Source organism: Mesorhizobium sp. M0601 (assembly GCF_040320845.1).
Classification (GTDB): Bacteria; Pseudomonadota; Alphaproteobacteria; order Rhizobiales; family Rhizobiaceae; genus Mesorhizobium.
Map to the genome: position 1 here is coordinate 1 of NZ_JAMYQK010000033.1, position 19147 is coordinate 19147.

General features: G+C 61.7%; 24 protein-coding genes and 1 pseudogene. 9 read left to right on the forward strand and 16 right to left on the reverse strand.

All coding sequences use genetic code 11. The annotated features are described in order from the left end of the window. The first annotated feature begins 210 nt into the window (after positions 1-210). From NKI41_RS24350 to NKI41_RS24360, 3 genes are all read left to right on the forward strand, one after another. On the forward strand, positions 211-456 hold the full coding sequence (locus NKI41_RS24350) for a type II toxin-antitoxin system VapB family antitoxin (RefSeq protein WP_352685438.1): 246 nt from the start codon (positions 211-213) through the stop codon (positions 454-456). Beyond that, positions 456-884 (forward strand): type II toxin-antitoxin system VapC family toxin, encoded by a 429-nt coding sequence (locus tag NKI41_RS24355; protein WP_352685439.1) that lies wholly within the window; start codon positions 456-458, stop codon positions 882-884. Before NKI41_RS24350 ends, NKI41_RS24355 begins: the two co-directional genes overlap by 1 nt. Positions 885-960: 76 nt before the next feature. Further along, on the forward strand, positions 961-1497 hold the full coding sequence (locus NKI41_RS24360) for a GAF domain-containing sensor histidine kinase (protein ID WP_352685440.1): 537 nt from the start codon (positions 961-963) through the stop codon (positions 1495-1497). Positions 1498-1562: 65 nt separating this feature from the next. Here NKI41_RS24360 and NKI41_RS24365 read toward each other — a convergent pair whose 3' ends face one another. The 8 genes from NKI41_RS24365 to NKI41_RS24400 all read right to left on the reverse strand — a co-directional run bounded on the left by NKI41_RS24365 (position 1563) and on the right by NKI41_RS24400 (position 9005). Beyond that, entirely contained in the window at positions 1563-1898 is a 336-nt protein-coding gene (locus NKI41_RS24365; protein WP_352474892.1) for a hypothetical protein, read from the reverse strand. 132 nt (positions 1899-2030) lie between these two features. Continuing rightward, positions 2031-3146 (reverse strand): ABC transporter substrate-binding protein, encoded by a 1116-nt coding sequence (locus NKI41_RS24370; RefSeq protein WP_352685441.1) that lies wholly within the window; start codon positions 3144-3146, stop codon positions 2031-2033. 74 nt (positions 3147-3220) lie between these two features. After that, positions 3221-4156, reverse strand: a complete 936-nt coding sequence (locus NKI41_RS24375) for an SMP-30/gluconolactonase/LRE family protein (protein ID WP_352685442.1) — start codon at positions 4154-4156, stop codon at positions 3221-3223. Positions 4157-4185: 29 nt separating this feature from the next. Then, the gene (locus NKI41_RS24380; RefSeq protein ID WP_352450612.1) at positions 4186-5241 is read right to left on the reverse strand and encodes an ABC transporter permease; all 1056 of its coding nucleotides are present in this window, start codon (positions 5239-5241) and stop codon (positions 4186-4188) included. 19 nt (positions 5242-5260) lie between these two features. After that, positions 5261-6757 carry a sugar ABC transporter ATP-binding protein gene (locus tag NKI41_RS24385; RefSeq protein ID WP_352618588.1) on the reverse strand — a complete coding sequence of 499 codons (1497 nt, stop codon included), beginning with the start codon at positions 6755-6757 and terminating at the stop codon, positions 5261-5263. Positions 6758-6839: 82 nt separating this feature from the next. After that, positions 6840-7724 (reverse strand): NAD(P)-dependent oxidoreductase, encoded by an 885-nt coding sequence (locus NKI41_RS24390; RefSeq protein ID WP_352685443.1) that lies wholly within the window; start codon positions 7722-7724, stop codon positions 6840-6842. Beyond that, positions 7721-8299 carry a gluconokinase gene (locus tag NKI41_RS24395; protein ID WP_352685444.1) on the reverse strand — a complete coding sequence of 193 codons (579 nt, stop codon included), beginning with the start codon at positions 8297-8299 and terminating at the stop codon, positions 7721-7723. The genes NKI41_RS24390 and NKI41_RS24395 overlap by 4 nt, the downstream gene beginning before the upstream one ends. Continuing rightward, a complete protein-coding gene (locus NKI41_RS24400; RefSeq protein WP_352685482.1) occupies positions 8268-9005 on the reverse strand; it encodes an SDR family oxidoreductase in 738 nt (245 codons plus the stop codon). The genes NKI41_RS24395 and NKI41_RS24400 overlap by 32 nt, the downstream gene beginning before the upstream one ends. Before the next feature lie 173 nt (positions 9006-9178). Here NKI41_RS24400 and NKI41_RS24405 point away from each other — a divergent pair, with 173 nt between their 5' ends. Both NKI41_RS24405 and NKI41_RS24410 read left to right on the forward strand, forming a co-directional pair. Next, positions 9179-10099 carry a 2-hydroxyacid dehydrogenase gene (locus NKI41_RS24405; RefSeq protein ID WP_352685483.1) on the forward strand — a complete coding sequence of 307 codons (921 nt, stop codon included), beginning with the start codon at positions 9179-9181 and terminating at the stop codon, positions 10097-10099. A gap of 14 nt (positions 10100-10113) precedes the next feature. Continuing rightward, positions 10114-11145: an L-idonate 5-dehydrogenase gene (locus NKI41_RS24410; RefSeq protein ID WP_352685445.1), complete on the forward strand. Its 1032-nt coding sequence runs from the start codon at positions 10114-10116 to the stop codon at positions 11143-11145. Between the two features lie 35 nt (positions 11146-11180). Here the strand turns inward: NKI41_RS24410 and NKI41_RS24415 are convergent, their stop codons facing one another. The 4 genes and pseudogenes from NKI41_RS24415 to NKI41_RS24430 form a co-directional block, all read right to left on the reverse strand. Next, entirely contained in the window at positions 11181-11498 is a 318-nt protein-coding gene (locus tag NKI41_RS24415) for a heme-binding protein (protein ID WP_352685446.1), read from the reverse strand. Positions 11499-11630: 132 nt separating this feature from the next. After that, positions 11631-12623, reverse strand: coding sequence for a LacI family DNA-binding transcriptional regulator (locus NKI41_RS24420; RefSeq protein WP_352474894.1), 993 nt, complete (start codon positions 12621-12623; stop codon positions 11631-11633). A gap of 715 nt (positions 12624-13338) precedes the next feature. Beyond that, complete coding sequence (locus NKI41_RS24425; RefSeq protein WP_352685447.1) at positions 13339-13467, reverse strand: LuxR C-terminal-related transcriptional regulator; 129 nt, start codon at positions 13465-13467, stop codon at positions 13339-13341. Positions 13468-13538: 71 nt separating this feature from the next. Beyond that, a pseudogene (locus tag NKI41_RS24430) lies at positions 13539-14498 on the reverse strand (ParB N-terminal domain-containing protein); the annotation flags it as partial. Between the two features lie 338 nt (positions 14499-14836). On the opposite strand from NKI41_RS24430, the gene NKI41_RS24435 reads away from it, so the two are divergent. Both NKI41_RS24435 and NKI41_RS24440 read left to right on the forward strand, forming a co-directional pair. Next, entirely contained in the window at positions 14837-15139 is a 303-nt protein-coding gene (locus NKI41_RS24435; protein ID WP_352685448.1) for a BrnT family toxin, read from the forward strand. After that, positions 15123-15395 (forward strand): BrnA antitoxin family protein, encoded by a 273-nt coding sequence (locus NKI41_RS24440; RefSeq protein WP_352685449.1) that lies wholly within the window; start codon positions 15123-15125, stop codon positions 15393-15395. The genes NKI41_RS24435 and NKI41_RS24440 overlap by 17 nt, the downstream gene beginning before the upstream one ends. Positions 15396-15485: 90 nt before the next feature. Here NKI41_RS24440 and NKI41_RS24445 read toward each other — a convergent pair whose 3' ends face one another. The 4 genes from NKI41_RS24445 to NKI41_RS24460 all read right to left on the reverse strand — a co-directional run bounded on the left by NKI41_RS24445 (position 15486) and on the right by NKI41_RS24460 (position 17665). Beyond that, positions 15486-15683 carry a hypothetical protein gene (locus tag NKI41_RS24445; protein WP_352685450.1) on the reverse strand — a complete coding sequence of 66 codons (198 nt, stop codon included), beginning with the start codon at positions 15681-15683 and terminating at the stop codon, positions 15486-15488. Positions 15684-16768: 1085 nt separating this feature from the next. After that, positions 16769-16933 (reverse strand): DUF982 domain-containing protein, encoded by a 165-nt coding sequence (locus NKI41_RS24450; RefSeq protein ID WP_352685451.1) that lies wholly within the window; start codon positions 16931-16933, stop codon positions 16769-16771. A 260-nt stretch (positions 16934-17193) separates the two neighbouring features. Continuing rightward, positions 17194-17556 (reverse strand): DUF1612 domain-containing protein, encoded by a 363-nt coding sequence (locus tag NKI41_RS24455; protein ID WP_352685484.1) that lies wholly within the window; start codon positions 17554-17556, stop codon positions 17194-17196. Continuing rightward, entirely contained in the window at positions 17516-17665 is a 150-nt protein-coding gene (locus NKI41_RS24460; protein ID WP_352502796.1) for a DUF1612 domain-containing protein, read from the reverse strand. The genes NKI41_RS24455 and NKI41_RS24460 overlap by 41 nt, the downstream gene beginning before the upstream one ends. Here NKI41_RS24460 and NKI41_RS24465 point away from each other — a divergent pair. After that, positions 17640-18425, forward strand: a complete 786-nt coding sequence (locus NKI41_RS24465) for a hypothetical protein (protein ID WP_352685452.1) — start codon at positions 17640-17642, stop codon at positions 18423-18425. The two genes, NKI41_RS24460 and NKI41_RS24465, sit on opposite strands and share 26 nt — an antisense overlap. Continuing rightward, the gene (locus tag NKI41_RS24470; RefSeq protein WP_352685453.1) at positions 18418-19101 is read left to right on the forward strand and encodes an RES family NAD+ phosphorylase; all 684 of its coding nucleotides are present in this window, start codon (positions 18418-18420) and stop codon (positions 19099-19101) included. The genes NKI41_RS24465 and NKI41_RS24470 overlap by 8 nt, the downstream gene beginning before the upstream one ends. Positions 19102-19147 lie beyond the last annotated feature (46 nt).

A 19147-nucleotide genomic window follows, 5' to 3' on the forward strand; every position in this document is an offset into this window, starting at 1 on the left:
TGGGCATGTGGGCGTTGACAGTGACATGGCCGGAGCGACGTGTTTCAGACGCCGAGCAATTCCAAGGACTGAGCACCAGAACCGAACCTCCCGACGGATTTTCGCGAGCTGGATTCCTCCCTCCCCTCCTTAGCAAAACCGCCGCTCGCGAATTCGCTGGCGAGTATATCTCCGATATGATATACATATATCACTCAGAGGATATACAAAATGCCGCTCTTCATTCGCGATCCCGACGTCGACGCCATGGCCGTCGAGCTGCAGCACATTACCAACGCGCGCAGCAAGACCGAGGCCGTCAGGACCGCCTTGCGCCACGAGATCGAGCGCAACCGCGGCAGCGTCCCGCTGCGCGAGAGACTTGCCAAAGTCAAGGAAATGGCGCGGCGGATCGGACCGGCCAACCCTGATTTCGATATGAAGAAATTCACCGACGAAATGTGGAGCGACGACTGATGTTCGTCGATGCCTCGGTGATCGTTGCCATTCTGAACGAGGAACCTGGCGCGGAAGAACTGGAAAAGCGGCTCGCGGCCGCGACCAAGCCGCTGTATATCTCGCCGCTCGTCCGGTTCGAGGCAGTCCAGGGACTCGCGCGAGCGTCGGCCGAAGCCATCAAAAAGAACGCCAAGCCCACGGCCAACATGCTGGCGCAAGCCCGTGATACCGTCGACGCCTTTTTGATCGAGATCGCCGGCAAAGAAATCACGATATCCGGCGACATCGGCGACCGGGCGATCGAAGCCAGCATGAAATACGGCAAAGCAGTCGGGCACAAAGCCGATCTCAATTTCGGCGATTGTTTTGCCTACGCCTGCGCGAAGGCTCACCGGCTTGCCCTGCTTTACAAGGGCAATGACTTTTCACAAACTGATCTGGCGTAAGGCTTTCCTGACCTTGCATCGCGGCGCGAGAGCCGATGGGCCCCTTTTGCATGCTTTGGGCGAATCGTCGTCTTTCATGGCTAAACGCAACAAGATTGTAGGTGCACTGGTCGTCAGGCGCCACAAGCCAGGTGCCTTCCATGAGCAAGTTGTCCATCTGCTGGAGACCTTCGCAGCCCAATCGGTGCTCGCGATCCAGAATGCCAAGCTGTTCCGCGAGATCGAGGAGAAAGGCCGGGAGCTGGAGGCAGCTAGCCGCCACAAGTCCCAGTTCCTCGCGAATATGAGCCACGAGCTCAGGATACCGCTCAATTCAGTCTTGGGCTTCACAGAACTGCTGGTCGACGGCATCTACGGCGAACTCCCGGACAAGGCGAAGACGACCGTCGCGCGCGTGCAGGCAAACGGCCGCCACCTCCTCGGGCTCATCAACGACGTACTCGACCTTTCCAAGATCGAAGCCGGCCAGCTCACGCTGGCGATCGAGGACTACTCCGTCGCGCAGATTGTTCGATTGACCGTTACGGCTGTCGAGCCGCTGGCACGAGCGAAAAGGCGGCGAGTTCTGGCAGCCCTGGGGACTGGTCCACCGCCGACGCGTGAACCCGTCTAAGATGCCGTTGGTGTCCAGTTTTGGACGTGCGTCGGCGATGTCGTGTGAAGCTTTTTTTGATCATCCTATCGAGCGGTTGGAAACTCGTTGGCCTCGAAAACATGGTGATGCACACGGCCGGTGAACATCTTGAGCAGCTCTCCGGTCACATCGCGGCTCTGAAAGCGAACGTCGGAATGCAGCGCCTTGTTGCAGGCGTCCATGTCGGGATAACGGATGGCGAGCGCCATGGCATAGACGGGGGCGCCCTCATCCCGTGCCGTGCCATCCAGAACGCGCACCTCCTCGGCTCCAGGGAATTGCGTCCACAACGGCACTAGCCTTTCCCTGACAAAGCGCCGGAATTCGCTCTCGCGTCCGGGGTGGATTTCGCCTTCGAACAGGGCGTAGCGAATGATCATGGCGAGGGTTTCCTGATTTTCTGCGCTTGGGATGGCCGCCGGCCGGCAAGGGCAGGTCGCGGTGCAATCCGTGGATTTGTCGTGCGAATGAGATGCGGGCGCATCGCGTATTGCGCCCGCATCGCCGGGCTCCTACTTGCCCCAGATCTTCTTGTATGCGTCGCGGTAGCCATTGCCGGGGTCGAATGCGTTATCCGGCCCACCGTCGAACTCGACATTGTCGGCCGTCACCACATGCAGCGGCGACAGATAGCCCGACCATTTTTCGCCAGCGATGGCGCGGTTCAGCTCGTCGACCAATTGCCAGCCCTGCAAGTTGAGCGGTTCGGCGACGGTCACCTTCTGGAACTGACCGGCGCGAATGCGCTGATAGGCCGATTCCGAACCGTCGCCGGCGGCGACATTGATCGGCGCGTCGGTACCGGCTTTGCCGGCGGCGGCAAGTGAGGGTCCCATGAAGTCGAAATAGAGATCGTTGATCGCCAGCGAATGCGTCCAGGCATCGCCGTATTTCTGCAGCAGCGAAGTGGTCAGCTGCGGCATGCGCTGCGAAGTCTCGGCGATCGGCGTGTCGACATATTCGAGCACCTTGCCGCCCAGCCGCTCGATCTCCGCCTTCATCTTGTCTGCCTTGGCGATGGCGATGGCATAGGTCGAATCGGTGAAGATGACGACGCCGGGCTTGCCCTTGGCATCGGCGTAGGCCCAGTCGGCCGCGGCCGTGGAGACTTGCATGGCATCCGTCGACACGTTGGCGAACACGCCGCTTTTCTCGTCGGGCCCGATCACCGGTCCGGCATGCCAGGAGACCAACGGGATACCTGCGGCCTTGGCCTGTTCCAGCGCCGGCGCCTGCTCGACCGCGTCAAAACCGTTGATGACGATGCCATTCGGCTTCAACGCCATGGCCTGGCCGAAGGCGGCGGTGCGGCCGCCGATCGAGCCGGCGCCGTCAATCACCTTGACGTCCCAGCCGATCGCCTTGGCTGCTTCCTCGACGCCGTTGGTGACGCCCAGGATGCCGCCGTTCTTGAGGTCGCCGGCGAGCACGACGATCGTCTTGCCTTGCTGCGCCTTCGGACCGGTGGTCGGGCCATCCCAGGCCGTGACCTTCTGCGCATATTTCTGGACGACCGCCATGGCGTCGGCTGTGGCGTCCGCCCGTGCCTGGCCAGCGAACAGGACAGGAGCAGCGATTGTCATGGCCGTCAAGGCGACGGATGATTTCAGGAATGTTCTGCGTTGCATGTTGGTACCTCCCTTGGTTTCAAGAAATTGCATGGTCTTTCAAAACTCGGCTTTCGATTGGAGTTGACGACATGTCACCGGCTGATGTCGCCCGCCACCGGACCAACGCCGGCCGGATGTGCGTTGACGTAGATGGCGTAAAGGGATGTCTGCGCAGTGACGTAGAGGCGGTTGCGCTTGGGACCGCCGAAACAGACATTGGAAACGAGCTCGGGAACCAGGATACGGCCGATCAGGGTTCCGTCCGGCGCATGGACGCGCACCGAGTCGGCGCTGGAGGCCCAGATGTTGCCGTCGCGATCGACGCGAAAACCATCGAAGAGGCCTGCCCCGCACTCGGCGAAGATGCCGCCTGCGCGCGCCGACCGGCCATCGGCGGCAAGGTCATAGGCCTTGATCGCGCGCGGCAGGCCGGGCACATGGCTGGCGCCGCTGTCCGAGACATAGAGGATCGTCTCGTCGGGCGAAAAAGCCAGGCCGTTCGGCTGCACCATGTCGGTGACAACGGCGCTCACCTCGCCCGAAAGCTCGTCGAACCGGTAGACATGGGAGCCGCCGATCTCCGCTCTGGCGATCTTGCCCTCGTAGTGGCTTTGGATGCCGTAGACCGGGTCGGTGAACCAGATCGTACCGTCGGATTTGACCACCACGTCATTGGGTGAATTGAACCGCTTGCCTGCAACGGTTTCGACAAGCGTCTGCCAACGCCCGTCATGCTCGAGCCGGGAGACACGGCGCCCGCCATGCTCGCAAGCAACGACGCGGCCTTCGCGGTCGAGTGTGTGGCCGTTCTGGTAGTTACAATGGGCCTCGAAGATGCTGACGGAACCATCGCTTTCGTCGTAGCGCAGCAGCCGATCGTTCGGGATGTCCGACCACAGCAAATGCCTTGCGGCCGGGACGTACACCGGTCCTTCCGCCCAACGGCTACCGGTCCATAGAAGTTCGAGCTTGGCATGCCCGATCATCAGCTTGCCGAACCGATCGTCGAGAACCTCGTAGTCGTTCATTCCATGATCCACGGGTTTGGCTCGATTTGTCACTTCGAGGGCTGCGCGACGGTCTTGGTCCTGTTTCTTTGCGCTGCGCCGCGCTTGCGCTGGGCGTAGCCGGCAATGCCTATGGCGACGAGCAGCGTGACGCCGTTGAACAATGGCTCGACGAAGAACGAGCCGCCGAACTGCTGGATACCGGAAATGCCGACCGCCAGGATGATGACGCCCGTCATCGTGCCCCAGACGTTGACTCGTCCAGGCTTGATCGTGGTCGAGCCGAGAAAGGCGCCGACGAGAGCCGGCAGCAGATACTCCAGTCCGACGCTGGCTTGGCCAATGCGAAGCTTGGAGGCGAGCAACACTCCTGTCAGCGCCGTCAGGAAGCCCGAGGAGATGAACGCCCCAATGACGAAGCGGCGCACCGGAATGCCATTGAGAGCAGCCGCCTTCGGGTTGGCGCCGATGGCATAAACGTAGCGGCCGATCGGCAGATATTCGAGAATGATCCACAGTGCGACGGCGATGCCAAGCACGTAGAGGCCGGTGATCGGCAGCCCGAACACCATCGTGCCGTTGAGCGCGTAGAAGCCGTTGGGCAACACGCCGACAACCTGCCGGCCGCCAGTGTGCCAAAGCGCCAAGGAATAGAGCACGGTGCCGGTGCCCAGCGTGGCGATGAAAGAGTCGATGCGGGCGACTTCGACCAGCAGGCCGTTGAGGAAGCCGGTCGCGGCGCCGAGAACCAGCACTATCATCACTGCCAGCGGCCACGGAATGCCGAACATGGTCTGCAGACTGATGGCCAGGATGTGCCACAGCACAATGCCGTAGCCGACGGTGAGGTCGATGCGTCCCGACGCCATCGGGATCATCGCCGCCAGCGACAACAGCGCAATAATCGCCTTGTCGGAGATGATCGAGCGCAGGTTAAGCAGCGTCGGGAACGTGTTCGGCAGCAGGATCGAAAACAACAGGATCAGCAACACCGTCAGGATAACCAGCCCGTAGACCGGCAGCAGCCGGATGACCTTCTGCCCCATGGACAAATCAGCCATCTCGCCGCGGGTCGGTTCGAGGGCGCTGGATTCGATCGATTGCATGAGTTCGCTCCCAGAAAGATCAGGCGGCTTCGGAAGCCGATGCCGCGGTGATCACGGCGGATGTGGTGAGGTCTTTGCCGGTGAGTTCGCGAACGATCTGTCCTCGCGAAAACACCAAAGCGCGGTGGCAGATGTGGGCAATCTCCTCGAAATCGGTCGACACCACGACGACGGCGAGGCCGGCTTCAAGCGCGCGGCCGATCAGCCGGTAGACCTCAGCCTTGGCGCCGACATCGACGCCGGCCGTCGGATCCTCGGCGATCAGCAACGTACGCCCGGTGTGCAGCCAGCGCCCGACGACCACCTTTTGCTGGTTGCCACCCGACAGCGCTTCTATCGGCAGGTTCGGATCGTTGGGGCGCAGCCCGACGGAACTGCCGATCGCCTGCGCCAGCGCAGCCTCCTTGTGAGGCGCAAGGAAGGAAAACAGGCCGCGCTTGCCGGCGCCGGGATTGAGGAAACTGTTCTCACGGATCGACAAGGATCCAGCGATTGATTCTTCGGTCCTGTCACGCGCGATCAGGCCGATGCCGGACGACATCGCCGCGATCGGGCTGGACAGGTCCGGCACAGCCCCGCGGATCGTCACCGTGCCGGAAAAGGCCTGGCAGCCAAACAGCGCCCGGCCAACCAGTTCCTGCCCGGCGCCGCGCAGGCCGACCAGGCCGAGCAACTCACCCTTGCGCACGTCGAAAGACACCGGGCCGGCACCGGCGCAGACCAGGTCGCGCACGGCGCAGATCGTCTCGCCGGCCTGCGTTTGAGCCTTGCTGAAAACCTGGCTGACCGGACGGCCGACGATCATCTCGACCAGTTCGTCCGGTTTTGTGTCGGCGACCTTCTTCTCGCCGACCAGCCTGCCGTCGCGCAGCACGGCGACGCGATCGGCGATGCGGAAAATTTCATCCAGGCGATGCGAGACATAGATCATGCCGACGCCGCGCTGCTTGAGCGGACGGATGGCGTCGAACAGCCGCTCGACCTCGTCGGCGGGAAGGCTGGCGGTCGGCTCGTCGAGCACCAGCACATCGGCCTCGGTAGCCAAGGCGCGAGCGATGGCAACCAGCGACTTTTCTGTACGGGTCAGATCCTGGACCCGCGTCGTCGGGTCGAAATCACAGCCGACCAGCTTTAACGCCTCGTGCGCCCTCGCCTCGGTCGATCGCCAGTCGATCAGGCCAGAGCGAAGCGAAAAGCCTTGGGCCAGGCCGACATTCTCGCCGACCGTCATCCATTCGATAAGACCTAGATCCTGGTGAATGAAGGCTACGGGCTGGCGCTGGTTCGGCCGCGGCGGGCGATGATGGTAGGGCTCGCCGCGAAACAGGATTTGGCCGCCATCCGGCCGATAGATGCCGGCGAGCGTCTTGATCAGCGTCGACTTGCCGGCGCCATTCTCGCCGAGCAGCGCCAGGATCTCGCCCTTGTGCAGATCAAGCGTCACGTCGGAGAGCGCGCGGGTGCCGCCGAACTCCTTCGTAATTGACTTGAACTCGATCAGTTTTTGCTCGGTCACAATGCGTTCCTCCCGAGATCGCCCAAATGATGTTATCGATAACATTTCTAGGCGTCAAGCATCAAAGAATAAGGCCAACGGATCAGCTGGTCTTGCCGTCGAGCAGACGCATCATCTCGGCCGAATCGTTCGGCCCCAATCCAGCGGCGCAGAGCAGGCGATGGATCTCGACCACCTGCCCGGTCATCGGCATCGGCGTCTTGGTTTTCAGCGCGAAGGCCTGCAGCGAATCCAGATCCTTCAGCATGTTGTCGATGCGGCCGGTGGCTGAAAAATCCCGGGCAGCGAATTTTGCCATGAATTCCTGCATGATGCTGGAATCGGCCCGCCCGCCCTTGAGTGCCGCGGGGATTGCCTTCGGGTCTACGCCGCCGGCTTCGGCAAGCTTCACGGCTTCGGCGACAGCCTGGAACAGTACGGCGCAGAACAGCTGGTTGATCAGCTTTGTCGTCTGCCCCGCCCCACTCGGCCCCATCAGTGTGTAGTTGGTGCAGAGATGCCGCATCACCGTGCGCGCCTGTTCGAAGTCTTCAGCCTCGCCACCCGCCATGACTGTCAGCCTGCCGGCCAGCGCGCCGGGAACGCCGCCCGAAAGCGGGCAGTCGAGCCATTTCATGCCGGTCTCGGCTGACAGCTTCCCGGCCATCTGCGCGGTGTCGACAGGATCGATCGAAGACATATCGATCAGCAGCTTCTCCGACGACCCCGCAGCAGCGACACCACCATCGCCGAACACCACCGAACGCACGATATCGGCATGGTTGAGACTGAGAATGACGAAGCTGCTCGCCCGCGTTGCTTCCGCCGCCGACGCGGCGGCAGCCGCACCCTTTGCAGTCAGCGCTGCAACCTTGACCTTGTCCAGATCGAATACCGTAACGGCTAGCCCGGTCTCGATCAGGCGTGTGGCGATCGCCGACCCCATGATGCCGGCACCGACAACGGCGACTTTTGTTGGTTGCGTCATTTCAACGTGCCTTTTTCCTTGATGCTGACAGGGCTGACCCCAAGTGCACCCAGACCCTGCAACACTCTATCGGCAATCGTGTCGACAGGCGCCTCGATCTCCACTGTGACCACCAGCTTCTCGTCACCTGGATGCTCCAGTGTGGCGAACTGGCTGTCGAGCAGCGCGGGCGGAAAGAAGTGGCTGCGGCGCTCGGCGAGCCTGGCTTGCAACACCGCACGTGAACCCTCCAAAAATACGAAAAGCACGGGCCCAATGGCACCATCGCGAAGACGATCGCGATAGGATTTCTTCAGCCCCGAGCAACTCGCGACGAGCCCGCGACCCTCCTCACGAGCCTGGCGCAAGGCTGCGCCCAACAGGTCCAGCCAAGGCCAACGATCCTCGTCGGTAAGCGGTATGCCCGCCGACATTTTCTCGACATTCCCGCGCGGGTGCAGCGCGTCGCCTTCGACAAAAGCGAGCCCTAGACGAGCCGCGATCGCGATGCCAATGCTGGTCTTACCGCAGCCGCTGACACCCATCACGACGATGGACCAGGACTCAGAGGTAGGTTGTGATGCCGCCATCGACATAGAGCGTGTGTCCATTGACAAAGGATGAGGCCGGTCCAGCCAGAAAGATCGCCGCGCCGACCAGTTCGCCGACATCGCCCCAACGACCCGCCGGTGTGCGGTTGGTCAGCCAGGCTGAAAACTCGGGATTTTCGACCAGCGCCTGGTTGAGCGGCGTCTTGAAGTAACCCGGCGCAATGGAATTGATCTGCAAGCCATGCTTCGCCCAATCGGCACACATTCCGCGCGTCAGGTTGCGCACAGCGCCTTTCGTGGCCGTATAGGGCGCGATGTTCGTCCGTGCCAGTTCGCTCTGCACCGAGGCGATATTGATGATCTTGCCGCGCCGCCGCGGGATCATGTGCCGCGCCACCGCTTGTCCCACGAAGAACACGCTGGAGATGTTGGTGCGCAAGAGTTCCTCCCATTTGTCGGCGGGGAAATCCTCGAGCGGCATTCGGAACTGCATGCCGGCATTGTTGATAAGGATATCGATGGCGCCGATCGTCGCCTCGATCTCCGCGACGCCGTTCGCCACCGCAGCATGATCGGTGACGTCGAAGACGGCGCTATGGACCTTGTGTCCCTTCGCTGTCAGTGCATCCGCAGCTGTTTTGACCTTTTCGGCGCTGCGTCCGTTGATCACGATTTCGGCGCCGTGCTGCGCCAACCCCTCGGCCAGCGCCAGGCCGATCCCCTGTCCCGAGCCGGTGACCAGCGCCCGCATGCCGGTCAAATCGAACAATGAACTGCCCAAATGCTCCTCCTGAGCAATGTTTCCTGAAGCGGCCACGATTTGCAGCGCAGCGCCGCCAGTCCCTATTGACATGGATGTTATCGATAACATAGTCAATGGAAAAATGAGTTCGCACAGGAGACGACGCCGTGACCGACATTTTGATGACAGGTGCCTATCCCGATTGGGACATGGCAGATCTTGAGGCGAAGTATCGCGTCCACAAACTTTGGCAGTCCGAGGACAAGGACGCGTTGCTCTCAAGCCACGCCCGCGCGATCCGCGCCATCGCTACGCGCGGCGAGCTTGGAGCAAGTGCTGCGCTGATGGGAAAGCTGCCGCAGCTCGAGATCGTTTCCTGCTACGGCGTGGGCACCGACGCCATCGACCTTGCCTATGCCAGGGCGAACGGCATTCGTGTCACCAATACACCTGATGTGCTGACCGAGGACGTAGCCGATATCGGGATCGGGCTGCTGCTCGCCGCGGCGCGAAAAATCCCGCAGGCCGACGCCTATGTACGCGATGGAAGCTGGCGCAAGGGCAATATGGGGCTGGTCACGCGTGTCTGTGGAAAAAGGCTGGGCATTGTCGGCATGGGCCGCGTCGGTGCGGCGGTGGCGAAGCGCGCCGCTGCATTCGACTGCACGATTTCCTATTTCGACAACCGCAAGCGCGACGATCTTCCTTATGCTTTTGTCGGCGATCTGGTCGAACTGGCGCGCGACAGCGAATTTCTGATCGTAACGCTCGCCGGCGGCGAAAGCACAAAACACATCATTAATGCGTCGATCCTGGCAGCGCTCGGAGCAGACGGTATCGTCATAAATATTTCGCGCGGCAGCACGATCGACGAGACCGCGTTGCTCGCGGCCCTGGAATCCAGTGCCATCAAGGGTGCCGGGCTCGACGTGTTCTGGAACGAGCCAACCATCGACGAGCGCTTCCTGAAGCTTTCCAACGTCGTGCTGCAACCGCATCACGCCAGCGGCACGGTGGAAACCCGCAAGGCCATGGGTCAGCTCGTTCGCGATAATCTCGCGGCCCATTTCGGCGGACAGACCTTGCTGACACCGGTCGTCTGAGAAGGGATCACATCATGAAGTCGATCGTCATCCACGCGGCAAAAGACCTGCGGATCGAGGAGACCGATCCGGGCTCCCCTGGCGCCGGACAGGTCGAGATCGCGGTCGAGGCTGGCGGCATCTGCGGCTCGGACCTGCATTATTACAACCATGGCGGCTTCGGCGCGATCCGCCTTCGTGAACCCATGATTCTTGGCCATGAGGTTGCGGGCACGGTGCGGGCCCTCGGCGACGGCATCTCCACACTTGCGGTCGGCGATCGCGTGGCGATCTCGCCCAGCCGAGCCTGCAATGCCTGTCGCTACTGCCTGCAAGGCATGCAGAACCAGTGCCTCGACATGCGCTTCTATGGCAGCGCCATGCCGATGCCGCACATCCAGGGCGCCTTCCGCCAGCGCCTGATCGCCGAGGCGTGGCAGTGCCACAGAATAGCCGACCACATCTCCATCAACGAAGCCGCCTTCGCCGAGCCCTTCGCGGTGACGCTGCATGCCATGAACCGGGCCGGCTCGCTGCTCGGCAAGCGGGTTCTGGTCACCGGCTGCGGGCCGATCGGCGCGCTTTGCATCCTCGCCGCACGAGCCCACGGCGCGCGCGAGATCGTCGCCACCGATGTCATGGAGGGCGTGCTGGCGAAGGCCCTGGAGATCGGTGCCGACCGGACGATCAATGTCGCGACAAACAGCGAAGAGCTCGCCGCCTACAATGTCGACAAGGGTAGTTTCGACGTGATGTTCGAGGCCTCCGGCAATGAACGCGCGGTGCGTGCAGGGCTCGATGTCCTGAAGCCGCGCGGCGTGCTCGTGCAGCTCGGTCTCGGCGGCGATCTGTCGATCCCGCAGAACCTCATCGTCGCGAAAGAGATCGAGATGCGGGGCACTTTCCGTTTCCACGAGGAGTTTGGGATCGCCGTCGACCTGATCAATCGCCGCCGGGTGGATGTCAAACCGCTACTGACGGGCATCTATCCTCTCGACGAGGCGGTCGCGGCTTTCGACATCGCCGGTGACCGGAACAAATCCATGAAGGTTCAGATCGCGTTCTGAAGATCCTTCGGTTGCGCTGGAGGCGCATCGGCACATCATGAAATCACGTCGGCGCCAACCGCCGCCAAGGCGGCGTGTGCCACATCGAAATCCTGCTCGCCGGTTCCCGACCCGACGCCGATGCCGCCCGCAAGGCGTCTGCCGAAGCGGATCGGCAAGCCCCCGGGCAAATTGGTCACGCCGCCCTGCGATGCGATACCGGCTGAGAGCGCCGCTTCGAACGCCATGCCGCCAGTAGCGGCGTTTATTGACGCTGCGGTGCGCGCCTTCGCCTGCGCCGTACGCATGCTGAGGAACCGCGCGCCATCCATGCGCAGACTGGCGAGGACTTCGCCGCTCGCATTGACGACCACGAGACATTGCGACGACCATCGTGACGGCGCGCGCTGCTCCGGCTTTCAAGGCACCGTCATGCGTGAGGGTGATGGTCTCGCGAAACATCGCTGCTGGGCTGCCCTTCGCTGCGTTTGAATCGATGCAGGAACTCAGGTGCTTTCGCGCTCGACGACGCGATAGCTTGTGAGGACGATTTCTTCGCCGTGTCGTTTCTCGTCGCCTCGGATCACCTGGATCAATCTGCGGGCGGCCTGTTGCCCGATGCCGTAGCAGTCGACATTCACGGTGGTGATGCCGGGATGGCAAAAGGCGGCTACCTCGTAGTCGCCGAAGCCGGCAATGGCGATGTCCTGTGGGATCCGCATGCCCCGGCGCTTGCATTCCATCAGTGCGCCGAAGGCCGAAAGGTCCGAAACGCAGAGTACGGCTTGCGTGTCCGGCCAGCGCTCCAGCATGCTGACGACGGCTTGGCCTCCCTGCTCGATGGATATCGGCGGCACGCCAAAGGAAACGAGGCGCCCGGTTGGCAGGCCGAGCTCCTCAATGGCTCTGACAAAGCCTTCGCGCCGTTGGCTGCCGCGCGTGTCGCGCGAGGTCGTGCCACCGATGTAACCGAATTTATTGTAGCCTTTTCTGGCCAGCGTCTTGACGAGAAGCCCCATCGCCTCTTCGTTGGAGAATCCGACCACCTGATCGATGGGTTTCGCCGGCAACTCCCAGGTTTCGACTACAGGGATGCCCGCGTTTTTAAGAAGCCGGCGGGCGCGCTCCGTATGGGCGCCGCCGGTCAGAATGATGCCTTCGGGCCGCCGACGGAGCATCGCTTCGATCAGCTTTTCCTCCTTCTCGACCGTATAGTCGGTGTAGCCGAGCAGAAGCTGGAGTCCCGTGCTCTCCAGTTCATCCGTTATGCCGCGCGCCGTATCGGCGAAGTTGGAATTGTTGAGTGATGGAACCATCGCGGCAACAAATCCAGTCTTGCGCGAGGACAGGCTGCCGGCCGATTGGTCGAGCACGTAGCCGAGGTCGTTGACCGCGACCATGATCTTTTCCCGCGTGGCCTTGGAAACGAGGCTGCCCTCTTTCAGGGCGCGTGAAACCGTCATGGTGGACACACCTGCCCGCCGCGCCACGTCCACCATCGTCGGGGCGTGGCTCTCGCCCGGTCTCGATGAGGCGGCCTTGGCCATCATGCCGCTCCACCAGCCGGCAGCGATGTGCCCAAGCAAAACGCTGGACACTCGGGCACAAGCTCTCTGCGGCGTCCGGCATCGCTCATGAACCACCCGTTGGAATCAACTTCACGCCAGGCATGTTATCGATACCATATCAAAAGACAACAGCCACATACGTCCCAAGCATAAACATGGTCATGAGCACCGGTTTGGGCCGCGATCACACTTTGGCTCTACTGCCGACGACGATTGCCGAATGAGGTCCGCCCGACAGGACCGGACACCGTTTCTTCGATGCCGGCCGGGCGTGGGTGCGCCAGCTCTGTCAGCCAGCTCATAGCGAGCAAGTCGACGGTGTAGGCGACGGGATCAGGAGCAGCAGGGCAGGAACGCCCGCCATTGGGATGCCGGCACCACACGATAGACCGCCTTCATGTAGTTGGCGCTCCCGAGCAGATAGATCGCCGGTCCGCCAGTGAGGATCAGGACTTAGGTTAGGCCGTCTTGAGCGGATCATGGGAATGCGCCAGCACCAGATCGTTTCCGACGGCGGCGGCGATGACTCCGCCGACCAGGATCCCGTGGGCATAACGAGGCCTATCTGCCGAATTGTCCGAGCAGCCGGCGCACCATGCTCAGCCGTCGAACACATTGGGCTGATCTGTCCCCTGCCACCAATGAATCAGGGCGATCCGGTTCTTCGCCTTCGAATCCGGAACAGCCGTTCGAGCAAGGTCTTCACCGTCGCCGGCGAGATATCGAGATCCTTGGCGATCTGTTTGTTGGTCATGCCTTTGTTGACCAGCATCATGATCTCGGCCTGTCGGGGAGAAAGCCTGGGCGGCATGGGCGAACCTTCGAGCACCGCCGCGAGCCGCCGGCGTCTTCCGCACCCTTGCCCTTGGGCTTCCTGGCCTCGGGCATGCGGAAGTGGACCGTCTTCACCTTGCCCTCGCGGTCAAGATACATCGCTGTGTGGTCCGACTCCTTGGGCGTACTGTAGACGCGTTCGGCCTTGGGCGGCAGCTTCACCTCGCCCCAATTGTTGGTCTCGGCGATGACGCCCTTCTTGGGCAGGTTCTGCGTCATCCACTCCTGCTGGGCCCCCAGGAAGGCGTCCACGTTGGTGGTGTAGCGGCTGTCCTGGTCGGCCGGGGCGAACAGATCCTCGACCCAGGCGATGCCATAGGCCTCTCGCAGATCGTCGCCGAAGCTGGCGTCGCGCGCATACATGCGGGTCTTGGCGAGGCCGTTGGCGACAGCCCACCACGAGACCTGGGGATCGCCCTTGGTCGGCTTATGTGCCTTCCAGACCTCCTTCTGCTCCTCGAGCGAGGCGGCCGCGATGGTGCGGAGCTGGCGCTCGTCGGGCATGTCGCCCTTGGCCATATGATCCAGCATCGCCGGCAGCACATTGGCGAGCAGGCGCAGCTTCTTGATCTGGCGCACCGACTGGGCGAGCGCGATGCCGATCGCCTCTTCGGTCCAGCCGAGCGCCACGAGACGCTCGATGGCGCGCCACTGGTCAACGGGGTTAAGCTGCTCATGCGCGATCGTGGTGACCAGCGAACGCATGGCGCCGCCATCCTCGGCGCGGGGAACGACGAGAACGGCGACTTCCTCGAGGCCGGCGGTAGTCGCCTGCTTGACGCGACGGTGGCCCTCGTCGATGACGAAGCCGTTGCCGCCATCGGTTTCTGCGGCGACGACGGGCGGCTGCACGATGCCAACAGCCTTGATCGTCGCCAGCAGCAGCGCGTCGGCCTGCGGGCTGGACTTGGAACGGCGCGCCTTGTCGGGATTGTCCTTGAGCGAGCGCGGATCAACGAGTTTCAGTTCCATGGGAATGCTCCTTGGAGGGTTGCAGACGCGGCCTTTCACCGGTCCTTTCTCGTCTTCCTTCCGAAGACATCCCCCTGCCCGCGGAGCGGGCGGGCCGGTGCAACTGCCTGGTGAGCATCCCTGCCCGGCAGGACAAGCGGGGCTTTCAGCCCTGCGCCGGACGACGCGGCCGGGATTGCGAGGCTGGCGGTTGAGCGTCAGCGCCACCGGTCTGGCCGATCAGCGACGGGGTTTTCCTTGCCTCCATTTTCCTTTCCCCATGTTATCCAAATCTGCAGGGCGGAGCGCTCACGCCTGACGGAGCTTGAAATCCGCGTATATTATGGCAATATACATCGATGATCGAATGGGAACGGATTGCCGGCTTCGACTGGGATGCGGGCAATGCCCGCAAGAGCATCGACAAGCACGACGTCAGCCAGGCCGAGGCGGAACTGGTGTTCTTCGACGAGCCGTTGCTGACCGTTCCCGACGCAAAGCACAGCGCCATCGAGCAACGAATTCATGCTCTGGGGCGCACCGATGATGGAAGGCTGCTGCACATCACCTTCACGCTTCGGGACAAGGACACCAAGATCCGGGTGATTTCCGCCCGGGATATGAGCCGCAAGGAGCGAGGCTACTATGACCAAGACAGCTAAGCCGGTTCCGACCTTTGCATCGGAGGCCGAGGAGCGCGCCTTCTGGGAGTCCAACGACTCCAGTGAGCATGTCGATTGGAGCAAGGCAGAGCGGGTCCGCCTGCCCAACCTCAAGTCGTCGTCGACCTCGATCTCGTTGCGGCTGCCCAATAGCCTGCTCGAACGGATCAAGGTCGCGGCGAACAAGCGCGACGTGCCCTATCAGTCCCTTATCAAGACCTGGCTGTCCGAGAAGATTGACGCCTCTCGAGGCTAAGGAGGCCGGCCTTAAGCCGCCTCTACCTCTCCCGGGTAACGAGCGGCGGCAGGGTGCCGCAAGGTCGCGACGAATGAACGCCGGCGCAGTTCAACCCACGTGATGTCGTTCAAAGCTGGGGGGATCGATCTCCATCAAGCGGTCTGCGGCCTCGACCGCAGTTCGTATCCTGCTGCACAGCGCGAGATTTTCGGCCAGCATTTCTTCAGTGCGTTGGAGCGCGAGCTCGGTCCGGTGGATGCGCTGCCTGGCATTGGCAACTTCCGATGTCAAAATATCGATCGCCATCCCGTGGCCGTGGGGTTCCATAGTGTCCATGGATTTCTAATACATGGGGGGCGATATCGTTCCCTGATGTCGGGCGAAACGGCGGGCCGCAGAATAGCGCTATGGGCCGAATGACCAATGCACTCCCTGTCAAAACAGCGCCAGAAACAGGCGAACGGCTTCGGCCGCTCTACCTGCCACGGGCAGAGGCGATCACGGTCCAGAGGGTCATTGATCTGTTCAGGCACGACTACAGCGCAAGCGACGACACACTCAGGCGGCTGGTGATCAAGCACCGTCTTCACAATCAGACAATGCCCGGCGCTCCGTCGAGAATAAGCGCTCCCGGTTTGGCTATGGCGCTCGCCGGCGATGATGACGCACTTGCGCGGTTGAGGCGGGACGATCGCGAGCACCGCACAACTCGGTATTTCAAGCGGCTCGGCATCCCGCGACCCTGACCTGTTATCAAAAGTTATGGTCGCGGCGACTGTCCTAAGTAGATGTCGCGGCCCGACAGGGCCCCATACATGCCCATACGTGCGGAATTCCTCGACGAGGCCGCATGCGATTCTCTTGCCTCGAAACAGGGGCCGGAGATTAACGGGAATGAGGTTTATCGGTAGTCACCCCTGGGCCGTAATCGATTGCCTGTCGGATCGAGGCCGAGCAGCTTCAATTCCTCCAGATCGAACACTGAACTACTTGACCCGTTGCCTTCTCTCACGAACTCTTTCGAAAACACGCGATGAAGACCGAGTGCGCGCGATCCAGCTTCGCCCGTCGCAACGAAATCGGGAGGGCCGACATGCGTTTGCCAGACAAAGTTTGGTGGGGCAGGTTTCCACGTAACTTTGATCCGTAGGCCGCTTTGCCCGGAGCGGTGCTATGTCCACGTAGAGTGCAGATCCGCGGCTCCAGCCTTCTCGCGCAAGCATTCGGCGTCTCCGCATGATCGACGCAGGATGTTTGCTGCAAGAGTGTGCATGATGGACAGTGGTGGGGCACGCATTGACGATGTCAGGCGTTCAGGATTTTCGCTTCCTTGGCGGCGCTGAGAAATGCCACGCGCGCTACATCCGGTGAGCTGCCGCCGCCGAGAACCATCATGCTGCCATACGAGCCTGGATGCGGCGCGCGGTTTCTCCAATGGGCCAGCGGTAAAGCACCATTTCGGCGGCTTCGCGGGTGCTCGAAACACTGACTTTGTCCGAGGACAGCAAAACGGTCACGGGCTCTTCGAACGTGCCGACATCTCGTTCGCAGGTCATATGCTGGTCTCCTTTCGCAACCTCCCCAAGACTTTACGGGTGAACCATCCGTTCCGTTGCGTCACGTTTGTCCCGGTAGGCGAACATTGTGAGGATGGGCTTCGTCCACCCCCTCATGCCTCCTCTCATAACCGAGGGGTCAGTTCTTCATTTCGTCAGGGGGTCAGTTTCTCAATTCGGGCGACAGGCGTGTCGGAGCGGCTCTTGTGCTTGAGGCCGGCTCGCGAGGAGCTATGGTCGGAATTGGGTGACGCGGCCGATCAGGCGGCGCGTGATCCGGTGTCGCGGACTGTGCGACACCATTGGTGAATTTGACGCCGGCGATGTCTGAGCAGCTCAAGAGTAAGGCGACAGTATCGAGGTATCTGCACGGCGGGAGGCACGCGACGCTCGATGCGGATTTGCTGGAATGGATTATGCGGATGCAGCTTCGAGTTGCCGCGCCGGCTCCTGGTGCGGCGCAGCATCTGTTCCCGCGCCAACGCCGGCCGGTCATGTTCCTTTAGGCCGAGCGCGGTGGCTTCAGTAAAGGCGTCGACAAATGCCAGCAGGCGTGTGGTCCGGTCACGGTGACGCCGGCGCTCACGGCCGATAACGTGCAGGCCGCTGTTGAGCGCCAGCAGGTGGGGCCGCGGTCTTGCGGCGCTGCCGCAGCATGCGAGCGACTAGAAGGGTGCCGAGCCAGGGTTGATGCTGGAGTGGACTGATGTCTTCCCAGGCGTCCGAGAGCATCGCAGCAACACCACTTGATGAGATCGGTTATCGTGCTATATATGTAATCATCCTCACCAACCCAGCTGAGTGGAATATTATGGCACATACCAATGACACCATTGAGCTATCGGGATTTGGCGCGCTCACCGGAACTCCGAAGGAGGTTGGTGACCAACTTGATCGGCTGACTGCGGAGCAAGTCATAGCACTAACGTTCGAGCATGGGAGTGAACCCGCAGTTCGCGCCCTTGCGGACACGGTCGTCAGCATCGCGCCTCTGGTCCGTACCATCCTGATGAGTCGCCAACGTGAAGCCATTAACTTAATAATCGAGGCCCTGGTCCCTCAGGTGCCGCCCCCGCAATACATGCTTGTCGAGGCACGGATGACGGCCGAGGCGAGAAAGGCAGTGCTGGAGAGCGGCGATTGGCTGACCGCTCCCCAAATCGCCAAAATGGCTGGGTTCAGCACAAGCAACCCGAGTGCGCAGCCACACAAGTGGAAGAAAGAAGGCCAGATCTTTGCAGTTCGGCATCGGGGCGTAGACTATTTCCCTGGGTACGCTCTGGATTCCGCCGCTGGATATCGGCCTATCAAAGCGCTCGCTAAGGTTCTGGGCGTCTTACACGAGAAAAAGGACGACTGGGGGCTCGCCTATTGGTTTGCATCGGTCAATAGCTTCCTTGGGGGCAAGCGTCCGCAAGATGTGCTCCCTGCGCAACCCGAGCGCGTTCTTGCAGCCGCCGAGGATGAGTTGGTAGGCGCACTCCATGGCTAAATCAAAGATTGGACGGGGACCTGGGACTCCCGTTCCCGTTCCATCGCACGATTTGCAGGATATCATCACCCGAACGATATGGCCGGCGGACCAAGTTATCCATCGTATCCATTTGAATCTCTATGCCGGCGTCGAGTTCAATCCAGGCCTGAAAGGCAATGCCCGATTCAGCCCGATCAAGAATGCAAGTGGGCCCAATATCCCAACTCTGTACGGCGGCACGACCTTTGACTGCGCGGCGATGGAAACCGTCTTCCACGATGTGCCATTCGCGCCGGGCCTGAAGACCTACGACAAGGTGAAACTGGCGGATCAAGTCTATTCGCAGGTGGGGCCGCAGGGCGAATTGGTCTTGGCTGATCTGAGCGTCACAGCCCTGAGGAAACTCGGCATCAAGCGCAGCCACATCATCGTCACCGAGAAGGACCACTACCCAGCAACACGCCCCTGGGCTGAAGCCATTCACGCACAATGCCCAGATGCCCAGGGACTTTGCTGGATTTCTCGGCAGGACGACCGGGCTCTCGCCGTGATGCTGTTTGGCGATCGAATTCCGGCAAGGACGTTGGTGCAGTCCGGCGTGTCGCTCGATTTGACCGGGAATTCTGACGTCTATTCCGAATTGCTCGAACTCGCCGATCGTATTGGCGTAAAGATCGTAGGCATCAGCTTCTGATGGCGGGAACAGGAGATCATGGCAATTCTGGGGGCAGCAACGAGGT